The sequence below is a fragment of the Burkholderia sp. D-99 genome, assembly GCF_011605345.1.
Lineage (GTDB): Bacteria > Pseudomonadota > Gammaproteobacteria > Burkholderiales > Burkholderiaceae > Burkholderia.
This window is the reverse complement of record NZ_JAAOXM010000019.1, coordinates 83,927-107,245: the sequence shown is the minus strand read 5'-3', so window position 1 is coordinate 107,245 and position 23,319 is coordinate 83,927. Positions and strand designations below refer to the sequence as shown.

Sequence of the window (23,319 nt, the reverse complement as noted above, 5' to 3'; positions counted from 1 at the left end):
AGGGTGTCCCGGTGCCGCGCCGGCCAAGGCAGCAGGCGGTCTCGGGCCGCATTGACATAAGGAACACCATGTTGCGCGCAATGTTTTGTGCCGCGGCGTTTGCCGTGCCGTTGTCGGCGGCGGCTTTCACGGGCGCGGATCTCGACCGGCTGTGCGCGAAGACGGACGTCAAGTCGCGGGCGTCGTGCGCGGCCTACATCGAAGGTGCCGCCGACGGCGTCTACAACACCATCGATGCGATCGGCGGCACGACGGGGCCGCGGGTCGGCCAGTATTTCTGCCTGCCGCCCGACATCCGGGCGCAGCAGATGACCGACGCGGTGCGCAAGTACATCGCGGAGAATCCGAAGCTGGCCGACTACAACGCGAGCACCGCGGTGTCGCTCGGTCTTGGCAAGGCGTTTCCCTGCAGGAGCGGCAGCTGATCTGACGCCGTGTCCGGGCACGCGTGGCCCGGACGTCGCCGACGCATCCAGGACGAGGGCTGCGCGCCTCATCACCCACGGGCGCCGATGATTTCAATCGAGGAACTGCAGCGCATCACCGATGCGCCGTTACATTCGTGGCTCGGCACGCTGGCCGTGTCGGTCATCGTCGTACTCGTCGTCGCGATCGTGCATCGTCTCGGCGCACGCATCGTCAAGCGCATCGCGCAGCCGTATCCGTTGATGAGCGCGATCCTGCGCTACATCGACAGGCCGTCGCTCGTCGTGCTCGCGCTGCTGGCGCTCGAATTCCTGTGGGTCCAGGCCGACGACGGCATGTCGTCCGTGCGCGGCATGCGCACGGCGGCGGCGGTCGGCTCCATCGTGTCGCTCACGTGGCTGCTGGTGCGGCTCGCGGTGGGCGTCGGCGATGCCATCATCCAGGCGCATCCGATCGACACGGCCGACAACCTTCAGGCCCGGCGCATCCATACGCAGGCCAGGGTGCTCGTGCGGACCGTGATGGTGCTGATCGTGATCATCGGCACCGGTGCCGCGCTGATGACGTTCCCGAACGTGCGCCAGGTCGGCGCGAGCCTGCTGGCGTCGGCCGGCGTCGCGGGCCTGGTTGCCGGTATCGCCGCGCGGCCGGTGCTCGGCAACCTGATTGCCGGGCTGCAGATCGCGCTCACGCAGCCGATCCGGCTCGACGACGTGGTCGTGATCCAGGGCGAGTGGGGACGCATCGAGGAAATCACCGGTTCGTTCGTTTCGGTGCGGCTGTGGGACCAGCGGCGCCTCGTCGTGCCGCTGCAATGGATCATCGAGAATCCGTTCACGAACTGGACGCGCAGCAGCTCGGAGATCATCGGCACGGTCTACCTGTCGGTCGATTACCGCACGCCGCTCGCGCCGCTGCGCGAGGAGCTCGCGCGGCTCGTCCATGCGGCGCCCGAGTGGGACGGCCGCGTGCAGGTGCTGCAGGTGACCGACGCGACGGAGCGCACGATGCAGTTGCGCGCGCTCGTCAGCGCGGCCGATTCGTCGTCGTGCTGGGACCTGCGCTGTCGCGTGCGCGAAGGGTTGATCGCCTACCTGCAGGACCGCTATCCGCAATGCCTGCCGCGCAGCCGGACGGAACTGTATCCGCATGATGCCGCACCGGACGCACCGAATCCCGAACGGCCGCATGCGCGGCCGCCTGCCGCCAGTACGGCGGCCAACACCGCAGCCGATCCGCAGGCCAACGAAGGCCGCTGAAAGCGGCCCGCATCTCTGCCCGCCACCGTCATGACCGCGCTGAAAACGCTCGCCATCGCCAATTACCGCTCGCTGCGCGAGCTGATCGTGCCGCTCGCGGCGCTCAACGTCGTCACGGGGCCGAACGGCAGCGGCAAGTCGAGCGTGTACCGCGCGCTGCGGCTGCTCGCCGACACCGCGCAGGGCCGCGTGATTCCGTCGCTCGCCCGCGAAGGCGGGTTGCCGTCGACGCTGTGGGCGGGCCCCGAGCGTTTCTCGCGCGCGATGCTGGCTGGCGATGTGCCGGTGACCGGCACGGTGCGCAAGGGGCCCGTGAGCCTGAAGCTCGGCTTCGCGTGCGACGATTTCGGTTACGCGATCGATCTCGGCTTGCCGGTGAAGAACGACGCGTCGATGTTCCGGCTCGATCCGGTCGTCAAGCGCGAATGCATCTGGGGCGGCGCGCTGCCGCGCCCGTCGACGCTGCTGGTCGACCGGCAGGGCGCGCAGATCCGCGCGCGCACCGCGTCGGGCGACTGGCGGACGATTCCGCAACCGGTTGCCAGCTTCGACAGCATGATGACCGAGTTCGCCGATCCGACCGGTGCGCCGGAAATGATTGCGATGCGCGAACGGATCCGCTCGTGGCGCTTCTACGACCATTTCCGGACCGATGCGCAGGCGCCGGCGCGGCAGTCGCACATCGGCACCCATACGCCGGTGCTCGCGGACGACGGCGCCGACCTGGCCGCCGCGCTGCAGACGATCCGCGAAATCGGCGATGGCGCGGCACTCGACGCGGCGATCGACGACGCATTTCCCGGCGCATCGGTCGAGATCGACAATCCGGGCGGCCGTGGCCGCTTCGACGTGCTGATGCGCCAGCCGGGGCTGCTGCGGCCGCTCGCGGCGGCCGAGTTGTCGGACGGCACGCTGCGCTACCTGCTGCTCGCGGCCGCGCTGCTGACACCGCGGCCGCCGGCGCTGATGGTGCTGAACGAACCGGAGACGAGCCTGCACCCCGATCTGCTGCCGGCGCTGGGACGCCTGATCGCGCAGGCGGCGAAGCGTTCGCAGGTGCTCGTCGTGTCGCACGCGGCGCGGCTCATCGCGACGCTCGAGCGCGAGGCCGGCTGCGAATCGCTGGTGCTCGACAAGCAGCTCGGCGCGACGGGGCTCGTCGATGCGGACACGCGCGACCTGCCGGCATGGAAGTGGCCGTCGCGCTGACAGGCGGAGCGGCATGCGTTCGGGCACGATCGTCGTGTCGGGGGCCGTATCGGCCCGGCGGGCGGAATGTATCCAGCCTGTAACAACACCCATAAAATGCAAGACGGGCGGTTCCGGGCAACGGGATCGCGAATAATGAAGAGATATCCGGCTGGCGCTGCATGGGGGCAAGCAGGGCGCGAAAGCGCAAGGGCCCGCCGGCCGTGCCGCAACGGACAGGACACAGGAGACGTGGACCATGAGAATTGCCCAGATCGCGCCGCTGACCGAATCGGTACCGCCGAAGCTGTACGGCGGCACGGAGCGCGTCGTGTCCTACATCACCGAGGCGCTCGTCGATCTCGGCCATGATGTGACGCTGTTCGCCAGCGGCGATTCGACGACGCGGGCGAAGCTCGAGCCGGTCTGGCCGCGAGCGCTGCGGCTCGACTCGTCGATCCGTGACCGGGTCGCGCCGCACATGCTGCTGATGGAGACGGTTGCGCGCCGTGCGAAGGACTTCGACGTGCTCCATTTCCACATGGACTACTACTCGTTCTCGGTCTTCAACCGGCAGGAAACGCCTTACGTGACGACGCTGCACGGCCGGCTCGACCTGCCCGAGCAGCAGCCGGTGTTCGACACGTTCAACACGGCGCCGGTGATCTCGATTTCGAACTCGCAGCGCCAGCCGTTGCCGCAGGCAAAATGGCTGACGACCGTCTACCACGGGCTGCCCGATACGCTGTACATGCCGCAGCCCGTCGAACCGCGCTACCTCGCATTCCTCGGCCGGATCTCGCCGGAGAAGCGCGTCGACACGGCGATCCGCATCGCCCGCCAGTGCGGGCTGCCGATCAAGATCGCCGCGAAGATCGACGCGGCCGACCAGGAATACTTCGAGCGCGAGATCAAGCCGCTCTTCGCGTTGCCGCACGTCGAATACGTCGGCGAGATCGCCGATCACCAGAAGGCCGAATTCCTGTCAGGTGCGCATGCGCTGCTGTTTCCGATCGACTGGCCGGAGCCGTTCGGCCTCGTGATGATCGAGGCGATGTCGTGCGGCACGCCGGTGATCGCGTTCAATCGCGGCGCGGTGCCCGAAGTGGTGGACGAGGGCGTGTCGGGATTCATCGTCGAGGATGAAATCAGTGCGGTGGCGGCCGTGAACCGGCTGCACCTGCTGCCGCGCGCGCGCGTGCGGCAGCGTTTCGAGGCACGCTTTACGTCGCGCCGCATGGCGCAGCAGTATGTCGACGTCTACCAGTCGGTGATCCGCGCGCAGAAACGCTCGCGCTTCAAGGTGATCGACTCGACGACCTGACGCGCGTCGCGTGCGGATAAAAAAAAGGCGATGTCCGCAAGGACATCGCCGTTTGTGCATGGCCCGCGCGCAATCCGCACGGGCCGCGCGTCAGCGTCAGATCTTCAGCTTCGAGACCTTCGTGCCGTTGATCGACACGTCGCCCATCAGGCCCGCGTTCGTCAGCACGACGACCTGGACCGGTGCGGTGGCCGTGGTCGTGTCGACCGCGCCGTTCGCGCCCATCTTCACGAGCGCGACCGACGCGCCGGCGCCGGCGGCCCAGCCGTCCGAGCCGCGGAATTCGTCGAGCGCTTCCTGCGTCATGAACAGGAACACGATCGCCTTCGACTGGGCACCGGCCTGCAGGCCGACCGACAGCGACGACGTGTTGTAGTAGCCGACCGTGCTGCCGCCGACGCGCAGTGCGCCGTTGCCGGACTGGCCGCCGACGATGAAGCCGGCCTGGATCACGTCCGGGAAGACGAGCACGCCGCGCGATTTCGCGACGAGTTCACGCGAACCCTTGACCGTGGAGTACATGCGCGACAGCGTGGCGTCGACGCTCGAGTCGATTGCCTGGCGCTTCGACGCGTTGGTTGCGGCGTTGTCCGGCTTGTCCGGGGTGGTGGTGCAACCGGTGAGCGCGAGGCTACCGACGATGAGCGCCGCGGCGGCTTTCAGCACAAGATTCCGTTTTTGCATCGTTCTTCTCCATCGGATGACGTTCGGAGTGAGTCTCGCTCAGGGAGCGGATCACGTCGGCAGTTATATCACAGCGGATTACAGCCTCTTTTCGTCGCGGCGTGAAAAAGCGTCAAATCGCTCGGGGATGTCGCGGCGTGCCAACGGACGAACCGGCGCCCGCATGCCGAGGCCGGGTCGGCATGCGGGAAACCGGCGGTCGATCGGATGGCCGCGCCTGCAGCGCGCATCAGTGCGTGACGGGCGGAACAGGCGGCTTGATCGGTGGGCGGCGCAGCGCGCGGCGGATCAGCGCGATCACGACGCCGAAGGCGAACAGGAACGCGGCCGGCACGACCCAGTAGCCGACGAACGCATGCCACAGGTAGCCCGCGAGCGTATTGCGGCGCAGCACGTATTCGTCTCTGGCCGCCTGCTGGCGCGACGCATTGGCGGCGAGCACGTCGGCCGGGCAGCCGGCCGCGCGTGCCTCGTCAGGATCCCCGTGGCACTTCGCGGCGGCGCCGGCTGCCTGCTGCGCGTCGGTGAGCTGCCAGGTGGTCAGCGCGAGTTGCAGGTCCGCCTTGTTGTAGGCCATTTCCTCGCGGATCTCGCGGACGGCGACGATCGCGACGGGCACGGCCCAGAACACGATCACGATCAGCCAGCGGCGGAACCAGCGGTGTTGTCTCCATGCCATCCATGCCTCCGTTTGACGCGCGTGCGCGTCCGTCTCGAGGGCGGCCCGATGGCGCTTCTTGTACTTGGATGGGCCGCGTTGCAGCCATCATAGAAGAAAACGCGGCGAATTGCCGCACCATGTGGCGGCGGCCGGTACGGTGGGCCGGGAAAGCGGGGCGGGAGAGGTCGGGGCGCGTCGATGCACGTGCAACGAAAACAAAAATGCCGCGCCCGCCGAAGCGGTGCGCGGCATTCGATACGGGAGCGCCGGAACTCAGGCGGCCGGCTGGCTGCTCAGGCAGCTCTTCATGAACGCCTTGCGGTCGTCGCCCTTCTTGCCGGTGGCCTGCGTGTTGCACGCCTTCATCTTGTCCTGCTGCGACATCGCCTTCGCGGGCTTCGCCGACAGGCAGTCCTTCATGAACGCCTTGCGTTCGTCGCCCGTCTTGCCGGCTGCCTGGGTGTTACAGGCCTTCATCTTGTCCTGCTGGCTGTTCGCCGCGAACGCGGGGGAAGCCAGCATGCCGCCGAGAAGCACTGCGGCTACGAGCGATTGGATTTTCATTTCGACACTCCCATGGGGTGAATTGCGTTTTATCGACGCCGTCACGAAGCACCGCGCGATGAGGATAGGGCCGCATCGCACGACGCGCTCCGATTATGGCAAATCAATGTGAAAACACCAAAACGGCACTTCCTATAACGTTGCGGATACCACGACCGTTGACGGCACACCCGGCCGGGCGATCGGGACAAACCATGAGGTGCGGCAGCCGGCCTCGGCCGCCGAGCCGGAACCAGCCGGATCCCGCCCGCAAGCCTTTACAATCGCGGCCATGAATACTCCGAATTCCGCATCTCCTTCGTCCGCGGTGGCCCTGCCGCGCATCGCCGTGCTCGCCACCGGCGGCACGATTGCCGGTGCCGCGCCCGACGCGGCCAGCACGGCCGGCTACCAGGCCGGCGCGCTCGGCGTCAATTTCCTGGTCGACGCGGTGCCGGCGCTCACGTCCGTCGCGCGCATCGACGCCGAGCAGATCGCCAGCATCGACAGCAAGGATCTCGCGCTGCCGCTGTGGAACACGCTCGCCGCGCGGATCGACGCGCTGATGGCCGACCCGGCAATCGACGGCATCGTGATCACCCACGGCACCGACACGCTCGAGGAAACCGCGTATGCGCTGCACCTGGTCGTCAAGGGCGACAAGCCGGTCGTGCTGACGGCCGCGATGCGGCCGGCGACCGCGCTGTCGTCCGACGGCCCGCTGAACCTGTTGAATGCGGTGACAGTAGCCGCGCATCCGTCCGCGCGCGGGCAGGGCGTGCTGGTCGCGTTCAACAACCGGATCCACGGCGCGCGCGACGTCGTGAAGACGAGCACCTATGCGGTCGACGCGTTCCAGTCGCCGGAACTCGGCGCACTCGGCTGGGTGCAGGACGGCCGGGTCGAATTTGCACGCCGCGTCACGCGTTCGCGCGACACGCAACTGGCGATCGCCGCAGCGTGGCCGCCCGTCGAAGTCGTCGCCAGCTATGCGGGCGTGACGCGTACGGCCGTCGACGCGCTCGTCGCAGCCGGCGTGCGCGGCCTCGTCGTCGCTGGCACGGGCAACGGCTCGATCCATGCGACGCTGCAGGCGGCGCTGGCCGATGCGGTGAACGCAGGCGTTGCGGTGGTGCGCGCGTCGCGCGTCGGGTCGGGGCACGTGATGCGCAACGGTGCCGCGAACGACGATGCGCTTGGCTTCGTGAGCGCGGGGTCGCTGGGCCCGTACAAGGCGCGGGTGCTGCTGATGCTCGCGCTCGCGAACGGCATTCATGGCCGCGACGAACTGCAACGCAGGTTCGATACGCTGTGAACGGCTGACCGATACGCGCGGTTCGGGCCGAGCGCGTCACCATGAAAAAAGGCAGGCCATCGGCCTGCCTTTTTTGCGTCGGTCAGTCCGGCACGAATGCTCAGGACTGCGGCGGAATCACGAGCTTCTGGCCCGGGTAGATCCGGTCCGGGCTCGACAGCATCGGCTTGTTCGCCTCGAAGATCGCCGGGTACTTGTTCGCGTCGCCATAGACTTCCTTGGCGATCGCCGACAGCGTGTCGCCCGGCTTCACGTCGTGGTATTGCACTTCCGGATCGTCCGGTTGCAGATCGTCGTCGTTGACGCCCGCGACGCCCTGCACGTTGCCGGCCGCAACCTTGACCTTCGCCTTCGTGTCGAGGTCGGCGACGCTGCCCGACAGCGTCACGGTGCGCGATGCGCCGTCGAACGCCACGGTCAGGTTCGACGTATCGAGACCCTGCGTGCTGATGTAGTTCTTGATGGCATCGGCCGCGGTCTGGTTCGCGGCATTCGGATCTTCCGCCGCTTGCGCGTCGGCATGACCCAGCAGTTTTTCACCCGCCTCTTTGATAAACGAAAGAAGACCCATCGTTGCACTCCTTAGGTGGTTGAAAAGAAAACGCGCCGTGAAGTGGCGAAAAAAACACCGCGCTGGGCGCGGTCACCGGAGGTGAGCGCAAGCGCGGCGGTTTTCTCGAAAGGCGTGGCGAAAGTGTAGGCGTTCATGACGACGATTGCATGAAAAATCGCACGCTTGAACGTAAAGAAATGTAATACGCGAAATCCGACAGGCGGACACCCGACGACGACGTCTGACCGACCAAGGCTTCCCCGGCGTCGCCGGGTGCCGCTGCGGACCCCACCACGCCGCTCTCAGCCCAGAGCGGCGTTTTTCGCCCCGTCCCGCATGCCGTCGGCAGTGCAGGGCGGGGCGCCCCACCGTGATGCGCGCGTGTCTCGCGCATCGAAGCGACCGGCCGTGCCGGTCACGTGTGTCGTTCGCGTGTCCGTCATCGCGACGGAACACGCGTTACTGCATCTACCCAAGGCAGCCGCTCGCGGCGGCATGCGTTCAGCCTGCCGTCTTCTCGATCTCGAAGTTCGACATGATCTCGAGCGCGCGCACGAGTGCCGAGTGATCCCAGGCCTTGCCGCCGTGCGCGGCACACACGCTGAACAACTGCTGCGCGCTCGCGGTGTGCGGCAGCGCGAGGCCGAGCTTGCGTGCGCCGTCGAGCGCGAGGTTCAGGTCCTTCTGGTGCAGCTCGATGCGGAAGCCCGGATCGAACGTGCGCTTCGTCATCCGCGCGCCGTGCACTTCGAGGATGCGCGACGCGGCGAAACCGCCCATCAGCGCCTGGCGCACACGCTCCGGATCCGCGCCCGAACGTGCGGCGAACAACAGCGCTTCGCCGACGGCTTCAATGTTCAGCGCGACGATGATCTGGTTCGCGACCTTGCAGGTCTGGCCCGCGCCGTTGTCACCGACGAGCGTGATGTTCTTGCCCATCTTCTCGAACAGCGGCTTCGCGCGCTCAAATGCCGCCTCCGGGCCGCCGACCATGATCGTCAGCGTCGCTTCGCGTGCGCCGACTTCGCCGCCGGACACCGGCGCGTCGAGGTAGTCGCAACCGAGTGCGTTGATCTGCTTCGCGAATTCCTGCGTGTCGAGCGGCGAGATCGAGCTCATGTCGATCACGAGCTTGCCGGCCGTCAGGCCCTTCGCGACACCGTCGTCGGCGAACAGCACGTTACGCACGTCGGGCGTATCCGGCACCATCACGACGATGACGTCCGCATTCTGTGCGACTTCGGTCGAGTTCGCGACGACCTTGGCGCTTGCGCGCAGGTCGTCCGGAATCGGGAACGCGCCGTTCACGACGAGCTGGTGGTCGCCCTTGAGCAGGTTGCGCGCCATGTGCGCGCCCATGATGCCGAGGCCGATGAAACCGATGGTTGCCATGTGAAAGTCTCCTATAGGGGCGTATGCGGAAAGGGCGGATCTCAGGCGGCGCGACGCGCCGAACCCGGTGCGCAGCCGGCGACGCTTTGCAGCCAGCCGAGGCCTTCCGTCGTGGTGGTGCGGGGCTTGTACTCGCAGCCGACGTAGCCGGCATAGCCGAGCCGGTCGAGCAGCGCGAACAGGAACGCGTAGTTGATCTCGCCGGTGCCCGGCTCGTTGCGGCCCGGGTTGTCCGCGAGCTGGACGTGCCCGATCGACGCGAGGTTGCGTTCGATCGTCGCGGCCAGTTCGCCTTCCATGCGCTGCATGTGATAGATGTCGTACTGCAGGAACAGGTTGTCCGAGCCGACCGCGCGGATCACGTCGAGCCCTTCCGACGAGCGGTTCAGCGCGAAGCCCGGGATGTCGAAGCTGTTGCACGGCTCGACGAGCAGGCGGATGCCTTCGCGCTTCAGCGCATCGGCGGCAAAGCGCAGGTTGTCGACGATCGTGACGAACGTCTTGTCGCGCGCCGTGCTCGCCGACGGAATCCCGACGAGGCAGTTCAGCTGCGGCACCTTCAGCGCCTTCGCGTACTCGATCGCACGGCCGACACCTTCCTGGAATTCGCCGACGCGATCGGGCAGGCACGCGATGCCGCGTTCGCCCTGATCCCAGTTGCCGGCGGGCAGGTTGTGCAGCACGAGGCGCAGGCGATGCGTTTCGAGCCGCTCGGCGAGTTCCTCTTTCGCGTACGGGTACGGGAACAGGAACTCGACGGCGTCGAAGCCCGCATCGGCGGCCGCCTTGAAGCGGTCGAGGAACGGCACTTCGTTGAACAGCATGGTCAGGTTTGCAGCAAACTTCGGCATGAGCTAAGCCTCTTCGGTCGGTCAGTCAAAAATGTCGTGCGGTTCAGTCGAGCATCGAGATCGCGGTCGGCGCGTGCTCGGCCTTTTCGGCGAGATCCTCGAATTCGTTGATCGCGTCGATTTCGGTGCCCATCGAGATGTTCGTCACACGCTCGAGGATCACTTCGACGACCACCGGCACGCTGAACTCTTCCGCGAGCGTTTGCGCCTGGCGCAGCGCCGGCTCGATCTCTTCCGGCTTGAACACGCGCAGCGCCTTGCAGCCGAGGCCTTCCGCGACGGCCACGTGGTCGACGCCATAGCCGTTCAGTTCCGGCGCATTCACGTTGTCGAACGCGAGCTGCACGCAGTAGTCCATGTCGAACGCACGCTGTGCCTGGCGGATCAGCCCGAGGTACGAGTTGTTCACGACGACGTGCACGTACGGCAGCTTGAATTGCGCGCCGGCTGCCAGCTCTTCAATCATGAACTGGAAGTCGTAGTCGCCGGACAGCGCGACGATCGGGCGGCTCGGATCCGCTGCACGCACGCCGAGCGCGGCGGGGATCGTCCAGCCGAGCGGGCCCGCCTGGCCGCAGTTGATCCAGTTGCGTGCCTTGAACACGTGCAGGAACTGCGCGGCGGCGATCTGCGACAGGCCGATCGTGCTGACGTAGCACGTATCGCGGCCGAACACCTTGTTCATCTCTTCGTACACGCGCTGCGGCTTGACCGGCACGTTGTCGAAGTGCGTCTTGCGCTGCAGCGTGCGCTTGCGTGCCTGGCAGTCGGCGACCCATGCGCTGCGATCCTTCAGCTTGCCGGCGGCCTTCCATTCCTGCGCAACCGCGACGAACAGTTCCAGCGCGGCCTTGGCGTCCGACACGATGCCGAGATCCGGGCCGAACACGCGGCCGATCTGCGTCGGCTCGATGTCGACGTGCACGAACTTGCGGCCCTTCGTGTAGACCTCGACGCTGCCGGTGTGGCGGTTCGCCCAGCGGTTGCCGATGCCGAGCACGAAGTCCGATGCGAGCATCGTCGCGTTGCCGTAGCGGTGCGACGTCTGCAGGCCGACCATGCCGGCCATCAGCGGATGGTCGTCCGGAATCGCGCCCCACGACATCAGCGTCGGGATCACCGGCACGCCGATCGTTTCGGCGAACTGGACGAGCAGGTCTTCGGCCGCTGCGTTGAGCACGCCGCCGCCCGACACGATCAGCGGCTTGTCCGCGTCGTTGAGCATCGTGAGCGCCTTCTCGATCTGCGCGCGGCTCGCCGCGGGCTTGTAGATCGGCAGCGGTTCATACGTGTCGATATCGAATTCGATTTCGGCGAGCTGCACGTCGATCGGCAGGTCGACCAGCACCGGGCCCGGGCGGCCCGAGCGCATCAGGTGGAATGCCTGCTGGAACACGCGCGGCACCAGCGCCGGTTCGCGCACGGTGACGGCCCACTTCGTGACGGGCTTCGCGATCGATTCGATGTCGACGGCCTGGAAGTCTTCCTTGTACAGGCGGGCACGCGGTGCCTGGCCCGTGATCGCGAGGATCGGAATCGAGTCGGCCGAGGCGGAGTAGAGACCGGTGATCATGTCGGTACCGGCGGGACCCGACGTGCCGATGCACACGCCGATGTTGCCCGGGGCCGCACGCGTGAAGCCTTCGGCCATGTGCGATGCGCCTTCGACGTGGCGGGCCAGCACGTGGCTGATGCCGCCCGACTTGCGCATCGCGGAGTAGAACGGGTTGATTGCTGCGCCCGGTACGCCGAACGCGGTCTGGATGCCTTCCTTCTCGAGCACGAGCACAGCTGCGTCGACGGCTCTCATCTTGGCCATGAATGTCTCCTTGAATGTGGCGGATTCTTGCGAATGGGTCTGTTGGGAACACTTTAGGGATGCGTGAAAGGTTTGATAAGATCAGCCGAAGTCGCTTTTTTCGAAACTAAAAGTATGGAATGACGGCCGGACGGGGCTTTCCGCCGGTGTCGGAACAGAGACGGAGACAGGAGATGGACCGCTTCAAGCAGATCGAGACGTTCGTGCGGGTGGCCGATGCCGGCAGCCTCGCGGCGGCGGCGCTCGAGGAGGGCGTGTCGCCGGTGGTGCTCGGGCGGCGCATCGACGCGCTGGAAAAGCGCCTCGGCGTGAAGCTGATGTACCGCTCGACGCGGCGGCTGGTCGTCAGCGAGGAGGGCGCCGCGTTCCTCGAGCGCTGCCGCGGGCTGCTGTCCGAATGGGACCAGGCCGAGAACGAGCTGGCCGCCGGGCGGCGCGCGGTCAGCGGGCACCTGATCGTGTCGGCGCCGGCTGCGTTCGGGCGCAAGCACGTCGCGCCGCACGCGCCGGGCTTTCTGGCCGACAAGCCCGAGATGCAGCTGTCGTTCAACCTGACCGACCGCGTCGTCGATCTCGTGCGCGAAGGTTACGACCTGTCGATCCGGATCGGCGGTGCCGTCGATCCGAACTTCGTCGCGGTGAAGCTCGCGTCGAACCGGCGCGTCGTGTGCGGTACGCCCGCGTATTTCCGCAAGCACGGCCGGCCGAAGTCGCTCGACGATCTGCTCAAGCACAACTGCCTTGCGTTCAACCTGCAGGGCGGGCAGAACCGCGGCTGGTATTTCCAGCGCCACGGCAAGATCGCGACGATGCGCGTGGCCGGCAACCTCGACTGCAACGACGGCGAACTGCTGCACCGCTGGGTGGCCGAAGGCCTCGGGCTCGGCTGGCGCTCCACTTGGGAAATCGCCGCGCAGCTCGAGACGGGCGAGCTCGAGACCGTGCTCGACGAGTATGCGCTGCCCGACTACGACATCCTCGCGGTCTACCCGCAACAGCGCTACGTACCGGCGCGCGTGCGCTACTTCATCGACTACCTGCGCGCCGCTTACGCCAGCCCCGGCTACTGGAGCACCACGCCGTAACCGGCGTGGGCCGTCCGGTCGAGGCTGCCGGGCCACAGGGCCACCCGGAGATTTTTTTACGCTTCAGGCGCGTGGCGCGGGAATAAACTCGACGCAACGACGGTAAGGTCATCAAGCGTGCACGTTGCCGGTCTGTCCGGGCATCGTGCGCGGAACGGGCGCGGCATCGGCCGCCGGGACCAGGGAGGTCATGTGGCGCAAGCCGGACAGGCGGTCGATGAACGGGTGGCAGACGACGCGGTCGCGCGCGGCGAGCGGTTTCGCGTGCTCGTGCTGCCGCATCTCGACGCCGCGTACAACCTCGCACGCTGGCTGAGCGGTAACCCCGGCGACGCGGACGACGTCGTCCAGGATGCGTGCATGCGCGCGCTGCGCTTCGTCGATTCGTGCCGCGGCGACAACGCGCGGCCGTGGCTGCTGACGATCGTGCGCCACACCTGGTACACGGAGTGGCGGCGCCGCACGCATGCGCACGAGGTCGCGCTGCCCGACACGCTGGACGACACCGACGTGCCCGACGACTGGCAGCCCGCCAGCGAGGATCCGCTCGCGCACTTGCTGCGCGGCGAGAACGTGCGGCTCGTGAACGCGGCGCTCGCGAAGCTGCCGCCCGAATACCGCGAGGTGCTCGTGCTGCGCGAGATGGAGGACCTGAGCTACCGCGAGATCGCGGCGATCGCGGACGTGCCGGTCGGCACGGTGATGTCGCGGCTCGCACGTGGCCGGCGCAAGCTCGCCGCGCTGCTGGGCGGCCCGCCGGCACCGGCGGCCGAAGGCAGGCCGGGCCGTACGCCGGCAGGCGGAACCGCATCGGAGGCTATCGATGGACTGTAACGAAGTGCGAGCGTTGCTGGACGCGGACGTCGACCGCGAGCTGTCGGCGCCCGACGCGTTGCGGGTCCAGCAGCATGTCGAAGGGTGCGAAGCGTGCCGCCATGAGCGCGCGCGGATCGTCACGCTGGTGCAGGCGGTGCGTCAGGCCGACTATCACCGTGCGCCGGATGCGTTGCGGGCCAGCATTCTCGCGAGCCTGCCGGCAGCGGCCGACGCGCCGGTGCGCGAGCAGGCGCGGGTGGAGCCGCAGTCCGGGCCAGGATCACAGCCGCAGCGGCAGCCGCAGCCGCAGCCGCGCCCGCGTGGCCGCCGCTGGTTCTCGTGGCTGACGGATCAAGGCGGGTCGGCACGTCCGGCGTCTGCCGGTACGGGGCCGCGCGTCGCCGCGCTGCCCGGCCTCGGTTGGGGCGTCGCGCTGCTGGTGGCGCTTGCCGCGGCGGGCGGGATGGCGTTGTCGGCGCGCCACGCCGACACCGACCGCACGGTCGACGAGCTCGTGTCGAGCCACGTGCGTGCCGACCTGTCGGCGCGCGACATCGACGTGATCTCGACCGACCGGCACACGGTCAAGCCGTGGTTCAACGGCCGGCTCGACTATGCGCCGCCGGTCGAGGACCTCGCGGCGAACGGTTTCGCGCTGGTCGGCGGCCGGCTCGACTACGTCGGGCGTCGTCGTGTCGCGGTGCTCGTCTACCGTTACCGGCAGCACGTGATCGACGTCTATGTGCGGCCGGCCGGGGAAGGGCCGGGGGCGTCGTACGCGACCGTGTCGCAGGGCTATGCACTCGACCGCTGGGACGCGGCCGGGATGACGTGGTGGGCCGTGACCGACGCCGAGCCGTCGGCACTTGCGGCGTTCAGGACCGCGCTCGACGCGCGGCTTGGCGGCACGCGCAGCGAGTGACGTCGCGACGGCGGGCTGAGGGCCCGCCGCACGCTTCCGTTCCGACCCTGACCGGAAAAAGGCCGGAGGGCGGCCCGCTTGCCCGGGCCTGCCCCTTCAAGTCTTTGAAAACATGGCCGAATCCGTGCGGGAATCGTCGAATGGCCTTGCATGCGCCCCGTATCCGGGTTAGAATCTTCGGCTTCTCACTTGCCACACCGGTTCAGACGCCCGGGTGGCTTTAATCCACAAGGAGTGTGTAATGCGTCATTACGAAATCGTATTCATCGTGCACCCCGATCAGAGCGAGCAAGTGCCCGCGATGATCGAGCGTTACAAGACCACGATCACGTCGCACGGCGGTCAGATCCACCGTGTCGAAGACTGGGGCCGTCGCCAACTGGCCTACATGATCGAGAAACTCGCGAAGGCTCACTACGTCTGCATGAACATCGAGTGCGACCAGACGACGCTCGACGAACTCGAACACGCGTTCAAGTTCAACGACGCCGTGCTGCGTCACCTCATCGTCAAGATGAAGAAGGCCGAAACCGGCCCGTCGCCGATGATGAAGGAAGTTCAGCGCGAAGAAGCCAAGAAGGCGGCTGCAGCTCAGCCGACCGAAGCGCAGGCTTAAGTTCGTCATTCATTAAGCCATCAAGGAGCGCGCCACTCACGTGAACAGGTTGCAATTGACGGCAAGCGTCGTCGAACGCGCACCGGTGCGATATACGCCGGCGGGTGTTCCGATCGCAAGCGCCACGTTGCATCACCGCACGGAAGTCGTCGAAGCAGGCATTCCCCGTCAGGTCGAAATGACGATCGAGGCGGTGGCGGCCGGTGAGGCGAGCGGCAGGCTGGAAAGTCGTGAAATGGGCGTCGAAACGCTGTTCACGGGCTTCCTGGCAAAGAAAAGCCGCAACGCGAGAACCTTGGTGTTTCACATCACAGCATTGCAGGACATTGGAAAGGACTGAAATCATGCCCCGCCCGACTGGTAAGAAATTCGACAAGCGTCGTCAGCAACAAAACCCGCTCTTCAAGCGCAAGAAGTTCTGCCGTTTCACGGCTGCAGGCGTCGAGCAGATCGACTACAAGGACACGGAAACGCTGAAGGACTTCATCGGCGAAAACGGCAAGATCACGCCGGCGCGTCTGACGGGTACGAAGGCGCACTATCAGCGTCAGCTCGACACGGCAATCAAGCGTGCGCGTTTCCTCGCGCTGCTGCCGTACACCGATCAGCACAAGGCGTAACTCGGCGACGCCATAAGGAGAATTCGAATGCAAATCATTCTGTTGGAAAAAGTCGCCAATCTGGGCAACCTCGGCGACATCGTCAAGGTCAAGGACGGTTACGCTCGCAACTTCCTGATCCCGAACCGCAAGGCTCGCCGTGCAACGAAGGAAGCGATCGCTGAATTCGAAGTGCGCCGCGCTGAACTCGAAAAGATCGCCGCTGAAAAGCTGGTGGCATCGCAGGCAGTCGGCGAAAAGCTGAACGGCCAGTCGTTCGAAATCACGCAGAAGTCGGGCGTTGACGGCCGTCTGTTCGGCTCGGTCACGAACGGCGACGTCGCGGAACTGCTGAAGAAGGCAGGTTTCGAAGTCGAGAAGCTGCAAGTTCGCATGCCGGAAGGCCCGCTGAAGATGATCGGCGAGCACAGCGTCCAGGTCGCGCTGCACACGGACGTCGTCGTCGACGTCACGATCAACGTGATCGGCGACCACGCGTAAGCGTACGCAAGCTTTCCGGGCGGCTTCCGTCGTCCGGACAAGGGCAGGCGCCCGGGCAACCGGGGCCTGCCTTTTTTATTGCCGCATCGCTGGCGGCCGGTATGGCGCCGTCCTGTGTAATTCGCGATAATCCCAACCCATGAACGCGCCGCAAGATCCCCAAATCGAATCGCTGAAAGTCCCGCCGCATTCGGTCGAAGCCGAACAGTCGGTGCTCGGCGGCCTGTTGCTCGACAACGCGGCATGGGACCGGATTGCCGACTTCCTGTCGCAGGGCGATTTCTATCGCTACGACCACCGGATCATCTACGAGCACATCGGCCGCCTGATCGCGTCGACGCGCCCGGCCGACGTCGTGACCGTGTACGAAGCGATGGTCACGTCGGGCAAGGCCGACGACGTCGGCGGGCTCGCGTACCTGAACGCCCTCGCGCAGAACACGCCGAGCGCGGCGAACATCCGCCGCTATGCGGAAATCGTGCGCGACCGTGCGGTGCTGCGCCGGCTCGTGTCGGTCGCAGACGAAATCTCGGCCGATGCGTTCAACCCGCAGGGCAAGGAAGTCCGCCAGCTGCTCGACGAGGCCGAATCGAAGGTGTTCTCGATCGCCGAAGAGGGCGCGCGCGGCAACCAGGGTTTCCTCGAGGTCGGCCCGCTGCTCACGCAGGTCGTCGAGCGCATCGATACGCTGTACCACACCGCGAACCCGAGCGACGTCACGGGCACGCCGACGGGCTTCGTCGACCTCGACCGGATGACGTCCGGGATGCACGGCGGTGAGCTGATCATCGTCGCCGGGCGTCCGTCGATGGGCAAGACCGCGCTGTCGATGAACATCGGCGAGTACGTCGCGGTCGAGTACGGGCTGCCCGTCGCGGTGTTCTCGATGGAAATGCCGGGTACCCAGCTCGTGATGCGTATGCTCGGCTCGATCGGCCGGCTCGACCAGCACCGGATGCGCACGGGTCGCCTGACCGACGAGGACTGGCCGAAGCTGACCCATGCGGTGCAGAAGATGAGCGAGGCGCAACTCTTCATCGACGAGACGGGCGGCCTGAACCCGATGGAATTGCGCTCGCGCGCGCGGCGTCTCGCGCGGCAATGCGGCAAGCTCGGTCTGATCATCGTCGACTACCTGCAGCTGATGTCGGGTTCGTCGCAAGGCGAGAACCGCGCAACCGAAATTTCGGAAATTTCACGTTCGCTGAAGAGCCTCGCAAAGGAGCTCGACGTGCCGGTGATCGCGCTGTCGCAGCTGAACCGTGGCCTCGAGCAGCGACCGAACAAGCGGCCGGTGATGTCCGATTTGCGTGAATCGGGCGCAATCGAGCAGGATGCGGACGTGATCCTGTTCATTTACCGCGACGAAGTCTACAATCCGGACAGCCCCGACAAGGGAACCGCCGAAATCATCATCGGCAAGCAGCGTAACGGTCCGATCGGCCCTGTTCGGCTCACGTTCCTGGGGCAATACACGAAGTTCGATAATTTTGCCGGGGCGCAGAACTTCCACGGCGAGTAGCGCCGGAAGTAAACCCTTATTTCGCCAAGCGTTGTATTCAATCCCGGCGCGCGCATATGCGCGCGCCGTGTCGCGATCGGAAACGGTACAATGTCGCCCGTTTTCGTGACAGTAGTTTGACAATCTCCCAGGAATCCCATGTTCGGTCGATTCATGCCCACCGAGGGCAAGTTCTTTGAACTCTTCAATGCGCACGCGAAGTACATCGTTTCCGGTGGCCGCGAGCTCGAACTGCTGATCGACAATCTCGCCGACGCCGAGATTCACAAGCAAAACGTGCAGACCGCCGAGAAGGCCGCCGACAAGCTCACGCACGAAGCGATCGATCTGCTGCACAAGACTTTCATCACGCCGCTCGATCGCGACGAGATCCACAAGCTGATCACGACGATGGACGACATCCTCGACCTGATGGAGGACGTCGCGACCGCCGTGTCGCTGTACGACGTGCAGTCGGTCACGTCCGAGGCGAGCCAACTCGCGCATATCGTCACGCAGTCGGCCCAGCACGTGCAGCAGGCAGTCGGGATGCTGTCCGACATGAAGCAGTCGGCGCAGATCCTCAAGCAATGCGAGGAGATCGACCGCTGGGAGTCGGAGGCCGATCGCGTACTGCGCGCGGCGATGTCGAAGCTGTTCCGCGAAGAAGACGACGTGAAGACGCTCATCAAGCTGAAGGCGATCTACGAGCTGCTCGAAGAGATCACCGACAAGTGCGAGGACGTCGCGAACATCATCGAAGGCATCGTGCTGGAAAACGCCTGAGCGGACCACGATGCATTCGATACAACTCGCCCTCTGGATGGTCGCGACGCTGGTACTCGTCGCGCTCGTATTCGATTTCATGAACGGCTTTCACGACGCGGCGAACTCGATCGCCACCGTCGTGTCCACCGGGGTGCTGAAGCCCCAGCAAGCCGTGGTGTTCGCGGCGGCGTTCAACGTCATCGCGTATTTCATCTTCCACCTGAAAGTCGCGCAGACCGTCGGTAAAGGCACGATCGATCCCGAGATCGTCGACCACTACGTCGTGTTCGGTGCGCTGATCGGTGCGATCGGCTGGAACGTGATCACGTGGTACTACGGGATTCCGTCGAGCTCGTCGCATGCGCTGATCGGCGGCCTCGTCGGCGCAGCGCTCGCCAAGTCGGGCTGGAGTTCGCTGAACATCGACGGGCTGCTGAAGACCGTCGCGTTCATCTTCATTTCGCCGCTGCTCGGCTTCATCCTCGGTTCGCTGTTCATGCTCGGCGTGTCGTGGCTGTATTTCCGCACCGCGCCCAGCAAGGTCGACCGGCGCTTCCGCCGGCTGCAGCTGCTGTCGGCCGGGCTGTACAGCCTCGGCCACGGCGGCAACGACGCGCAGAAGACGATCGGCATCATCTGGATGCTGCTGATCGCGTCGGGTTATGCGTCGGCGACCGCCGATGCGCCGCCGGCGTGGGTGATCGGCGCGTGCTACCTGTCGATGGGCCTCGGCACGCTGTTCGGCGGCTGGCGCATCGTGCGCACGATGGGCCAGAAGATCACCAAGCTCAAGCCGGTCGGTGGTTTCTGTGCGGAAACCGGCGGCGCGATGACGCTGTTCCTCGCGTCGTTCCTCGGCATTCCGGTGTCGACCACGCACACGATCACCGGCGCGATCGTCGGCGTCGGCGCGACGCAGAAGCTGTCGGCCGTGCGCTGGGGCGTGGCCGGCAACATCGTGTGGGCGTGGGTGCTCACGCTGCCGGCCTCCGCGCTGTTCGCGGCCGGTGGATGGTGGCTCGGGCATCAGATCTTCTGATCGCCAGCACTGTCGAACGGACATGAAATGCGCCGCAAGCCGAAAGGCTGCGGCGCATTTTCTTTTGGGGCGCGGGAATGTGCGGCGAACGGCAGGTGCAGTCGCGGGTGGCCGCAGGCGAGGGCGGAACGGGCTAGTAACTTCCGTTCGCGAACCGGGCAATCGGATCGTCTGTGGTGGCGGTGCGCGGGCTGACGGGCGCGGATTGCGTCGATGCGCGCAATACCTGCACGGGGGCTGGCTCGGCGCTGCGCGGTGACGTCGCCGCGACGGCGGGCGGCGGCTCCGCATCGAATGCGGCAGCCTGGGCAGCCGTCAGCGCCGTGGTCGGAATCCGTGTGCCGACCTCGGCCGGGCCGGCTGGCGCTGCATTTGCCGTCATGGCGGCGGTGCTCGTGCCGTCATTCACGGACGTTGCCTGCTGCTCAGGCGCCTGCATGCGCGGCGGCGGTTCATACGGGTCGGCCGACGCGGCCGCGGGGGCAACTGCTGCGGTCGATACGGCCTGCGCGGCCGGCATGACCGGTGCAGTTGCCTGGGTCGCGGCAGCTTGCGACGACGCATAGGCCGGCTGCCGCGGCGCGGAGGCCGTCACGACGACAGGGGCGGGCGCAACGACCGGCGCGCTGCGCGGCTCGTCGCGCTTCGCCTCGTAGGTCGGCGCATCGAACGGCGTTGGCGCCCCGCGCGGCGGCGCGACACGGCGAATGCCGTCGAAACGCTTGGCCCAGTACGGGTTCGTCAGGTAGTCGAGCCGCACGGTGCCGCCCGTCGACGGTGCGTTGACGAAGCGCAGCTTGCCGACATAGATGCCGACGTGCGAATGCGGCCGCCCGGTCGTGTTGAAGAAGATCAGGTCGCCCGGCGCAACCTGGTCGGGCTCGATCGACACGCCGCGGCCGCTCATGTCGGCGGTCGTGCGCGGCAGGTTCACGTCGGCCGCACGACCGATCACGTAGCGCACGAGCCCGCTGCAGTCGAAGCCGCTCGTCGGCGTGTTGCCGCCCCAGCGATACGGGACCCCGACGAGGCTCATCGCCTGGATCGAAATTTCTTCCTGGCCGACGCTGTGATCGACGAACTTCGGGAAATTGGCGGGGGCGGGGAACGCACGCGGTGTCGTGATCTTCATGCCCGAGGCGGGGCGCGATGCCGACTGCGGCGGCACGCTGGAGCAGGCCGCAAGCAGTGAAACGACAGCAACGGGAACCCAGATTCGAAGCATGGCGAGGCGGGCGAGCGCGGTACGCTCGCGAATCGTATGACAACAGACAGACCCGATGGTAGACGCTCCGGCGGGGCTTAATCAACCGTTCTTGAGAATTTACTTGAAGTTTCGCGCGTAAACCGGGTTGTTGCGTGACGATGTGTTACTTGTGTTTTCGACCCCAAATAAAAACGGCGCTCCGGAAACGGAGCGCCGTGTGGCGTCGACAGCCGGCCGCTCGGCCGGCTTGCGGTGTTACAGGATGTCCGACGCGTAGTCGGCAAGCCGCGAGCGTTCGCCGCGCGCGAGCGTCACGTGGCCGCTGTGGCCCCAGCCCTTGAAGCGGTCGACGACGTACGTGAGACCCGAGCTGCCTTCGGTCAGGTAAGGCGTATCGATCTGCGCGATGTTGCCGAGGCACACGATCTTCGTGCCCGGGCCCGCACGCGTGACGAGCGTCTTCATCTGCTTCGGCGTCAGGTTCTGCGCTTCGTCGATGATCAGGTACTTGTCGACGAACGTGCGCCCGCGCATGAAGTTCATGCTCTTCACCTTCAGGCGCGAACGGATCAGCTCCTGCGTCGCGGCACGCCCCCATTCGCCGGCAGCGTCGTCGGTCTTCTGCAGCACTTCGAGGTTGTCGTCGAATGCACCCATCCACGGCTGCATCTTCTCTTCCTCGGTACCGGGCAGGAAGCCGATGTCCTCGCCGACGGGCACGGTCGCGCGCGTCACGATGATCTCGTTGTAGCGCTTGTCGTCGAGCACCTGCGCGAGGCCGGCCGCGAGCGCGACGAGCGTCTTGCCGGTACCGGCCTGGCCGAGCAGCGTGACGAAGTCGATCTCGGGGTTCATCAGCAGGTTCAGCGCGAAATTCTGCTCGCGGTTGCGCGCGGTGATGCCCCACACGTTGTTCTTGTGGTGGCTGTAGTCGCGCAGCGTCTGCAGCAGCGCCGTCTTGCCGTTCAGTTCGCGGACGATCGCATGGAACGTCGGCTCGCCGTTCTGCGGCTCGAGATAGACGAACTCGTTGACGAGCATCGACGCGACGAGCGGGCCCGTCACGCGGTAGTACGTGGTGCCCGTCTTCGTGTCCTGCCAGCTCTCCATGCCCTTCGCATGCTTGGTCCAGAAATCCTGCGGCAGTTCGCGCACGCCGTTGTACAGGAGATCCGAATCCTCGAGCACCTGGTCGTTGAAGTAGTCTTCAGCGGGCAGGCCGAGCGCATGCGCCTTGATCCGCATGTTGATGTCTTTCGACACCAGCACGACCTGGCGGTCCGGCCGGTCGCGCTGCAGCGCGCGCACGACGCCGAGGATCTGGTTGTCGGCCTTGCCTTGGGGCAAGCCTTCGACGGGCGCGATGTCGGTGAGCTTCGTCTGGAAGTACAGGCGGCCGACCGCCTCGCGGCTGCCGAGGCGCGACAGCGGAATGCCGGCCGTGATCGGGCCTGCATCGGCGACCAGCGCGTCGAGCGTGCGGCTGACCTGGCGTGCGTTGCGCGCGACTTCGGACATCCCCTTCTTGTGGTTGTCGAGTTCCTCGAGCGTCATCATCGGCAGATAGACGTCGTGTTCCTCGAAGCGGAAGAGGCTGCTCGGGTCGTGCATCAGCACGTTGGTGTCGAGCACGAACAGTTTCTGCTGTTCGGCTTCGGCGGGCTTGCGGTTGCGCGACTTCGTCGCGGCGCCTGTGTCGCGCGCGGGAGCCGCGGCCGGTTTGTCGGCGGCCGGCTTGTCGTTGCGCGCGACGACCGGCGTCGCGGGTTCGGCGGGCGCCGGCATCGGCTGCAACAGTGCGGCCGTCTGTTTGGTCTTGCGACCGCGTGCGGGTGCGCTCGCGGTTTCCTGCGCCGAAGACGCGACGGCGCGCAGCGGCGCGGCCGTGTTCGCGGCTTCGATCATCGGTTGGGCCACGCTCGCCGGACCGTAGTCACCGGCTGTGGATGCGTCCCCTTCGGCGGATTTCTTCGCGGCTTTCGCGGGCCGCGCTTTCGCCTTGTATTCGTCGGGCGGCAGCAGGCTGCCGAGCTTGCTGGGGGGAGTAGGCAAAGGCATGGTGTCCCTCGGGAGGAATCGTGTCGCATGGCGTGCGCCGCTGATCGCATCCTGCGTGACGTAGACGCATGCAGTTTGCGCGCGGTGGCGCACAGGAATTTCGTCTAGCCGGTTCGCCTAAGTGTCGATCAGCTCCTTGACGGGGTGAGGGCCGGACCGAGGGCCGGCGCGCAATCCATAAAAAAAGCCGCT

Annotated in this window: 25 protein-coding genes and 1 pseudogene; 16 read left to right on the top strand and 10 right to left on the bottom strand. The window is 66.3% G+C overall.

From position 1 onward, the window contains the following. Positions 1-68 precede the first annotated feature (68 nt). The 4 genes from HAV18_RS37725 to HAV18_RS37710 all read left to right on the top strand — a co-directional run bounded on the left by HAV18_RS37725 (position 69) and on the right by HAV18_RS37710 (position 4,197). Positions 69-425 carry a Rap1a/Tai family immunity protein gene (locus HAV18_RS37725; RefSeq protein ID WP_059506076.1) on the top strand — a complete coding sequence of 119 codons (357 nt, stop codon included), beginning with the start codon at positions 69-71 and terminating at the stop codon, positions 423-425. Between the two features lie 87 nt (positions 426-512). Beyond that, positions 513-1,685 (top strand): mechanosensitive ion channel family protein, encoded by a 1,173-nt coding sequence (locus tag HAV18_RS37720; RefSeq protein WP_166965843.1) that lies wholly within the window; start codon positions 513-515, stop codon positions 1,683-1,685. 30 nt (positions 1,686-1,715) lie between these two features. Continuing rightward, positions 1,716-2,894, top strand: coding sequence for an AAA family ATPase (locus HAV18_RS37715; RefSeq protein ID WP_166965842.1), 1,179 nt, complete (start codon positions 1,716-1,718; stop codon positions 2,892-2,894). 238 nt (positions 2,895-3,132) lie between these two features. Then, complete coding sequence (locus HAV18_RS37710; protein ID WP_166965840.1) at positions 3,133-4,197, top strand: glycosyltransferase family 4 protein; 1,065 nt, start codon at positions 3,133-3,135, stop codon at positions 4,195-4,197. A 96-nt stretch (positions 4,198-4,293) separates the two neighbouring features. Here HAV18_RS37710 and HAV18_RS37705 read toward each other — a convergent pair whose 3' ends face one another. From HAV18_RS37705 to HAV18_RS37695, 3 genes are all read right to left on the bottom strand, one after another. Beyond that, on the bottom strand, positions 4,294-4,881 hold the full coding sequence (locus HAV18_RS37705) for a YSC84-related protein (RefSeq protein WP_011352325.1): 588 nt from the start codon (positions 4,879-4,881) through the stop codon (positions 4,294-4,296). Between the two features lie 229 nt (positions 4,882-5,110). Next, complete coding sequence (locus HAV18_RS37700) at positions 5,111-5,560, bottom strand: hypothetical protein (RefSeq protein ID WP_166965839.1); 450 nt, start codon at positions 5,558-5,560, stop codon at positions 5,111-5,113. A gap of 255 nt (positions 5,561-5,815) precedes the next feature. Then, entirely contained in the window at positions 5,816-6,106 is a 291-nt protein-coding gene (locus HAV18_RS37695) for a PsiF family protein (protein ID WP_166965838.1), read from the bottom strand. Between the two features lie 271 nt (positions 6,107-6,377). On the opposite strand from HAV18_RS37695, the gene HAV18_RS37690 reads away from it, so the two are divergent. Beyond that, on the top strand, positions 6,378-7,400 hold the full coding sequence (locus tag HAV18_RS37690) for an asparaginase (RefSeq protein WP_166965837.1): 1,023 nt from the start codon (positions 6,378-6,380) through the stop codon (positions 7,398-7,400). A gap of 100 nt (positions 7,401-7,500) precedes the next feature. Here the strand turns inward: HAV18_RS37690 and lysM are convergent, their stop codons facing one another. The 5 genes from lysM to gcl form a co-directional block, all read right to left on the bottom strand. Next, the gene (lysM, locus tag HAV18_RS37685) at positions 7,501-7,971 is read right to left on the bottom strand and encodes a peptidoglycan-binding protein LysM (protein ID WP_034181228.1); all 471 of its coding nucleotides are present in this window, start codon (positions 7,969-7,971) and stop codon (positions 7,501-7,503) included. A gap of 11 nt (positions 7,972-7,982) precedes the next feature. Beyond that, the gene (locus HAV18_RS40235; protein ID WP_277399336.1) at positions 7,983-8,108 is read right to left on the bottom strand and encodes a hypothetical protein; all 126 of its coding nucleotides are present in this window, start codon (positions 8,106-8,108) and stop codon (positions 7,983-7,985) included. Positions 8,109-8,454: 346 nt separating this feature from the next. After that, positions 8,455-9,360, bottom strand: a complete 906-nt coding sequence (locus tag HAV18_RS37680) for a 2-hydroxy-3-oxopropionate reductase (RefSeq protein ID WP_347814800.1) — start codon at positions 9,358-9,360, stop codon at positions 8,455-8,457. Positions 9,361-9,386: 26 nt separating this feature from the next. Then, entirely contained in the window at positions 9,387-10,196 is an 810-nt protein-coding gene (gene hyi / locus HAV18_RS37675; protein ID WP_011657073.1) for a hydroxypyruvate isomerase, read from the bottom strand. A gap of 43 nt (positions 10,197-10,239) precedes the next feature. After that, the gene (gcl, locus tag HAV18_RS37670) at positions 10,240-12,015 is read right to left on the bottom strand and encodes a glyoxylate carboligase (protein ID WP_166965835.1); all 1,776 of its coding nucleotides are present in this window, start codon (positions 12,013-12,015) and stop codon (positions 10,240-10,242) included. A 173-nt stretch (positions 12,016-12,188) separates the two neighbouring features. Between gcl and HAV18_RS37665 the strand changes: the two genes are divergently transcribed. The 10 genes from HAV18_RS37665 (at position 12,189) to HAV18_RS37620 (ending at position 19,862) form a co-directional block, all read left to right on the top strand. Then, positions 12,189-13,100, top strand: a complete 912-nt coding sequence (locus HAV18_RS37665) for a LysR family transcriptional regulator (RefSeq protein WP_166965834.1) — start codon at positions 12,189-12,191, stop codon at positions 13,098-13,100. 192 nt (positions 13,101-13,292) lie between these two features. Beyond that, positions 13,293-13,934, top strand: coding sequence for an RNA polymerase sigma factor (locus HAV18_RS37660; protein ID WP_166965833.1), 642 nt, complete (start codon positions 13,293-13,295; stop codon positions 13,932-13,934). After that, positions 13,924-14,838, top strand: a complete 915-nt coding sequence (locus HAV18_RS37655) for an anti-sigma factor (RefSeq protein ID WP_166965832.1) — start codon at positions 13,924-13,926, stop codon at positions 14,836-14,838. The genes HAV18_RS37660 and HAV18_RS37655 overlap by 11 nt, the downstream gene beginning before the upstream one ends. Before the next feature lie 241 nt (positions 14,839-15,079). Further along, positions 15,080-15,454 (top strand): 30S ribosomal protein S6, encoded by a 375-nt coding sequence (gene rpsF, locus HAV18_RS37650; protein WP_006402295.1) that lies wholly within the window; start codon positions 15,080-15,082, stop codon positions 15,452-15,454. Positions 15,455-15,494: 40 nt separating this feature from the next. Beyond that, on the top strand, positions 15,495-15,794 hold the full coding sequence (priB, locus tag HAV18_RS37645; RefSeq protein WP_011657069.1) for a primosomal replication protein N: 300 nt from the start codon (positions 15,495-15,497) through the stop codon (positions 15,792-15,794). Between the two features lie 4 nt (positions 15,795-15,798). Then, complete coding sequence (gene rpsR, locus HAV18_RS37640) at positions 15,799-16,074, top strand: 30S ribosomal protein S18 (RefSeq protein ID WP_006486248.1); 276 nt, start codon at positions 15,799-15,801, stop codon at positions 16,072-16,074. Positions 16,075-16,101: 27 nt separating this feature from the next. Beyond that, positions 16,102-16,554, top strand: a complete 453-nt coding sequence (gene rplI, locus HAV18_RS37635; RefSeq protein ID WP_166965830.1) for a 50S ribosomal protein L9 — start codon at positions 16,102-16,104, stop codon at positions 16,552-16,554. A 139-nt stretch (positions 16,555-16,693) separates the two neighbouring features. Continuing rightward, positions 16,694-18,076, top strand: a complete 1,383-nt coding sequence (locus HAV18_RS37630; RefSeq protein WP_048246838.1) for a replicative DNA helicase — start codon at positions 16,694-16,696, stop codon at positions 18,074-18,076. A 138-nt stretch (positions 18,077-18,214) separates the two neighbouring features. Then, positions 18,215-18,841 carry a DUF47 domain-containing protein gene (locus HAV18_RS37625; RefSeq protein WP_166965829.1) on the top strand — a complete coding sequence of 209 codons (627 nt, stop codon included), beginning with the start codon at positions 18,215-18,217 and terminating at the stop codon, positions 18,839-18,841. A 10-nt stretch (positions 18,842-18,851) separates the two neighbouring features. After that, positions 18,852-19,862 (top strand): inorganic phosphate transporter, encoded by a 1,011-nt coding sequence (locus HAV18_RS37620; RefSeq protein ID WP_166965828.1) that lies wholly within the window; start codon positions 18,852-18,854, stop codon positions 19,860-19,862. A gap of 133 nt (positions 19,863-19,995) precedes the next feature. On the opposite strand, the gene HAV18_RS37615 is transcribed toward HAV18_RS37620, so the two are convergent. Together HAV18_RS37615 and HAV18_RS37610 are read right to left on the bottom strand one after the other, a co-directional pair. Continuing rightward, complete coding sequence (locus HAV18_RS37615) at positions 19,996-21,087, bottom strand: NlpC/P60 family protein (protein ID WP_166965826.1); 1,092 nt, start codon at positions 21,085-21,087, stop codon at positions 19,996-19,998. A 237-nt stretch (positions 21,088-21,324) separates the two neighbouring features. Next, positions 21,325-23,127, bottom strand: a complete 1,803-nt coding sequence (locus HAV18_RS37610; protein WP_166965825.1) for a PhoH family protein — start codon at positions 23,125-23,127, stop codon at positions 21,325-21,327. Between HAV18_RS37610 and HAV18_RS40115 the strand changes: the two are divergent. Beyond that, positions 23,023-23,267 (top strand): annotated as a pseudogene (locus HAV18_RS40115) (hypothetical protein); the annotation flags it as partial. The gene HAV18_RS37610 and the pseudogene HAV18_RS40115 overlap by 105 nt on opposite strands. Positions 23,268-23,319: the final 52 nt, after the last annotated feature.

Bases quoted from the DNA above. Each gene is read 5' to 3' on its own strand.
- HAV18_RS37725 (WP_059506076.1), top strand. From the start codon at position 69: ATGTTGCGCGCAATGTTTTGTGCCGCGGCGTTTGCCGTGCCGTTGTCG.
- HAV18_RS37720 (WP_166965843.1), top strand. From the start codon at position 513: ATGATTTCAATCGAGGAACTGCAGCGCATCACCGATGCGCCGTTACAT.
- HAV18_RS37715 (WP_166965842.1), top strand. From the start codon at position 1,716: ATGACCGCGCTGAAAACGCTCGCCATCGCCAATTACCGCTCGCTGCGC.
- HAV18_RS37710 (WP_166965840.1), top strand. From the start codon at position 3,133: ATGAGAATTGCCCAGATCGCGCCGCTGACCGAATCGGTACCGCCGAAG.
- HAV18_RS37705 (WP_011352325.1), bottom strand. From the start codon at position 4,881: ATGCAAAAACGGAATCTTGTGCTGAAAGCCGCCGCGGCGCTCATCGTC.
- HAV18_RS37700 (WP_166965839.1), bottom strand. From the start codon at position 5,560: ATGGCATGGAGACAACACCGCTGGTTCCGCCGCTGGCTGATCGTGATC.
- HAV18_RS37695 (WP_166965838.1), bottom strand. From the start codon at position 6,106: ATGAAAATCCAATCGCTCGTAGCCGCAGTGCTTCTCGGCGGCATGCTG.
- HAV18_RS37690 (WP_166965837.1), top strand. From the start codon at position 6,378: ATGAATACTCCGAATTCCGCATCTCCTTCGTCCGCGGTGGCCCTGCCG.
- lysM (WP_034181228.1), bottom strand. From the start codon at position 7,971: ATGGGTCTTCTTTCGTTTATCAAAGAGGCGGGTGAAAAACTGCTGGGT.
- HAV18_RS40235 (WP_277399336.1), bottom strand. From the start codon at position 8,108: ATGAACGCCTACACTTTCGCCACGCCTTTCGAGAAAACCGCCGCGCTT.
- hyi (WP_011657073.1), bottom strand. From the start codon at position 10,196: ATGCCGAAGTTTGCTGCAAACCTGACCATGCTGTTCAACGAAGTGCCG.
- gcl (WP_166965835.1), bottom strand. From the start codon at position 12,015: ATGGCCAAGATGAGAGCCGTCGACGCAGCTGTGCTCGTGCTCGAGAAG.
- HAV18_RS37665 (WP_166965834.1), top strand. From the start codon at position 12,189: ATGGACCGCTTCAAGCAGATCGAGACGTTCGTGCGGGTGGCCGATGCC.
- HAV18_RS37655 (WP_166965832.1), top strand. From the start codon at position 13,924: ATGGACTGTAACGAAGTGCGAGCGTTGCTGGACGCGGACGTCGACCGC.
- rpsF (WP_006402295.1), top strand. From the start codon at position 15,080: ATGCGTCATTACGAAATCGTATTCATCGTGCACCCCGATCAGAGCGAG.
- rpsR (WP_006486248.1), top strand. From the start codon at position 15,799: ATGCCCCGCCCGACTGGTAAGAAATTCGACAAGCGTCGTCAGCAACAA.
- rplI (WP_166965830.1), top strand. From the start codon at position 16,102: ATGCAAATCATTCTGTTGGAAAAAGTCGCCAATCTGGGCAACCTCGGC.
- HAV18_RS37630 (WP_048246838.1), top strand. From the start codon at position 16,694: ATGAACGCGCCGCAAGATCCCCAAATCGAATCGCTGAAAGTCCCGCCG.
- HAV18_RS37625 (WP_166965829.1), top strand. From the start codon at position 18,215: ATGTTCGGTCGATTCATGCCCACCGAGGGCAAGTTCTTTGAACTCTTC.
- HAV18_RS37620 (WP_166965828.1), top strand. From the start codon at position 18,852: ATGCATTCGATACAACTCGCCCTCTGGATGGTCGCGACGCTGGTACTC.
- HAV18_RS37615 (WP_166965826.1), bottom strand. From the start codon at position 21,087: ATGCTTCGAATCTGGGTTCCCGTTGCTGTCGTTTCACTGCTTGCGGCC.
- HAV18_RS37610 (WP_166965825.1), bottom strand. From the start codon at position 23,127: ATGCCTTTGCCTACTCCCCCCAGCAAGCTCGGCAGCCTGCTGCCGCCC.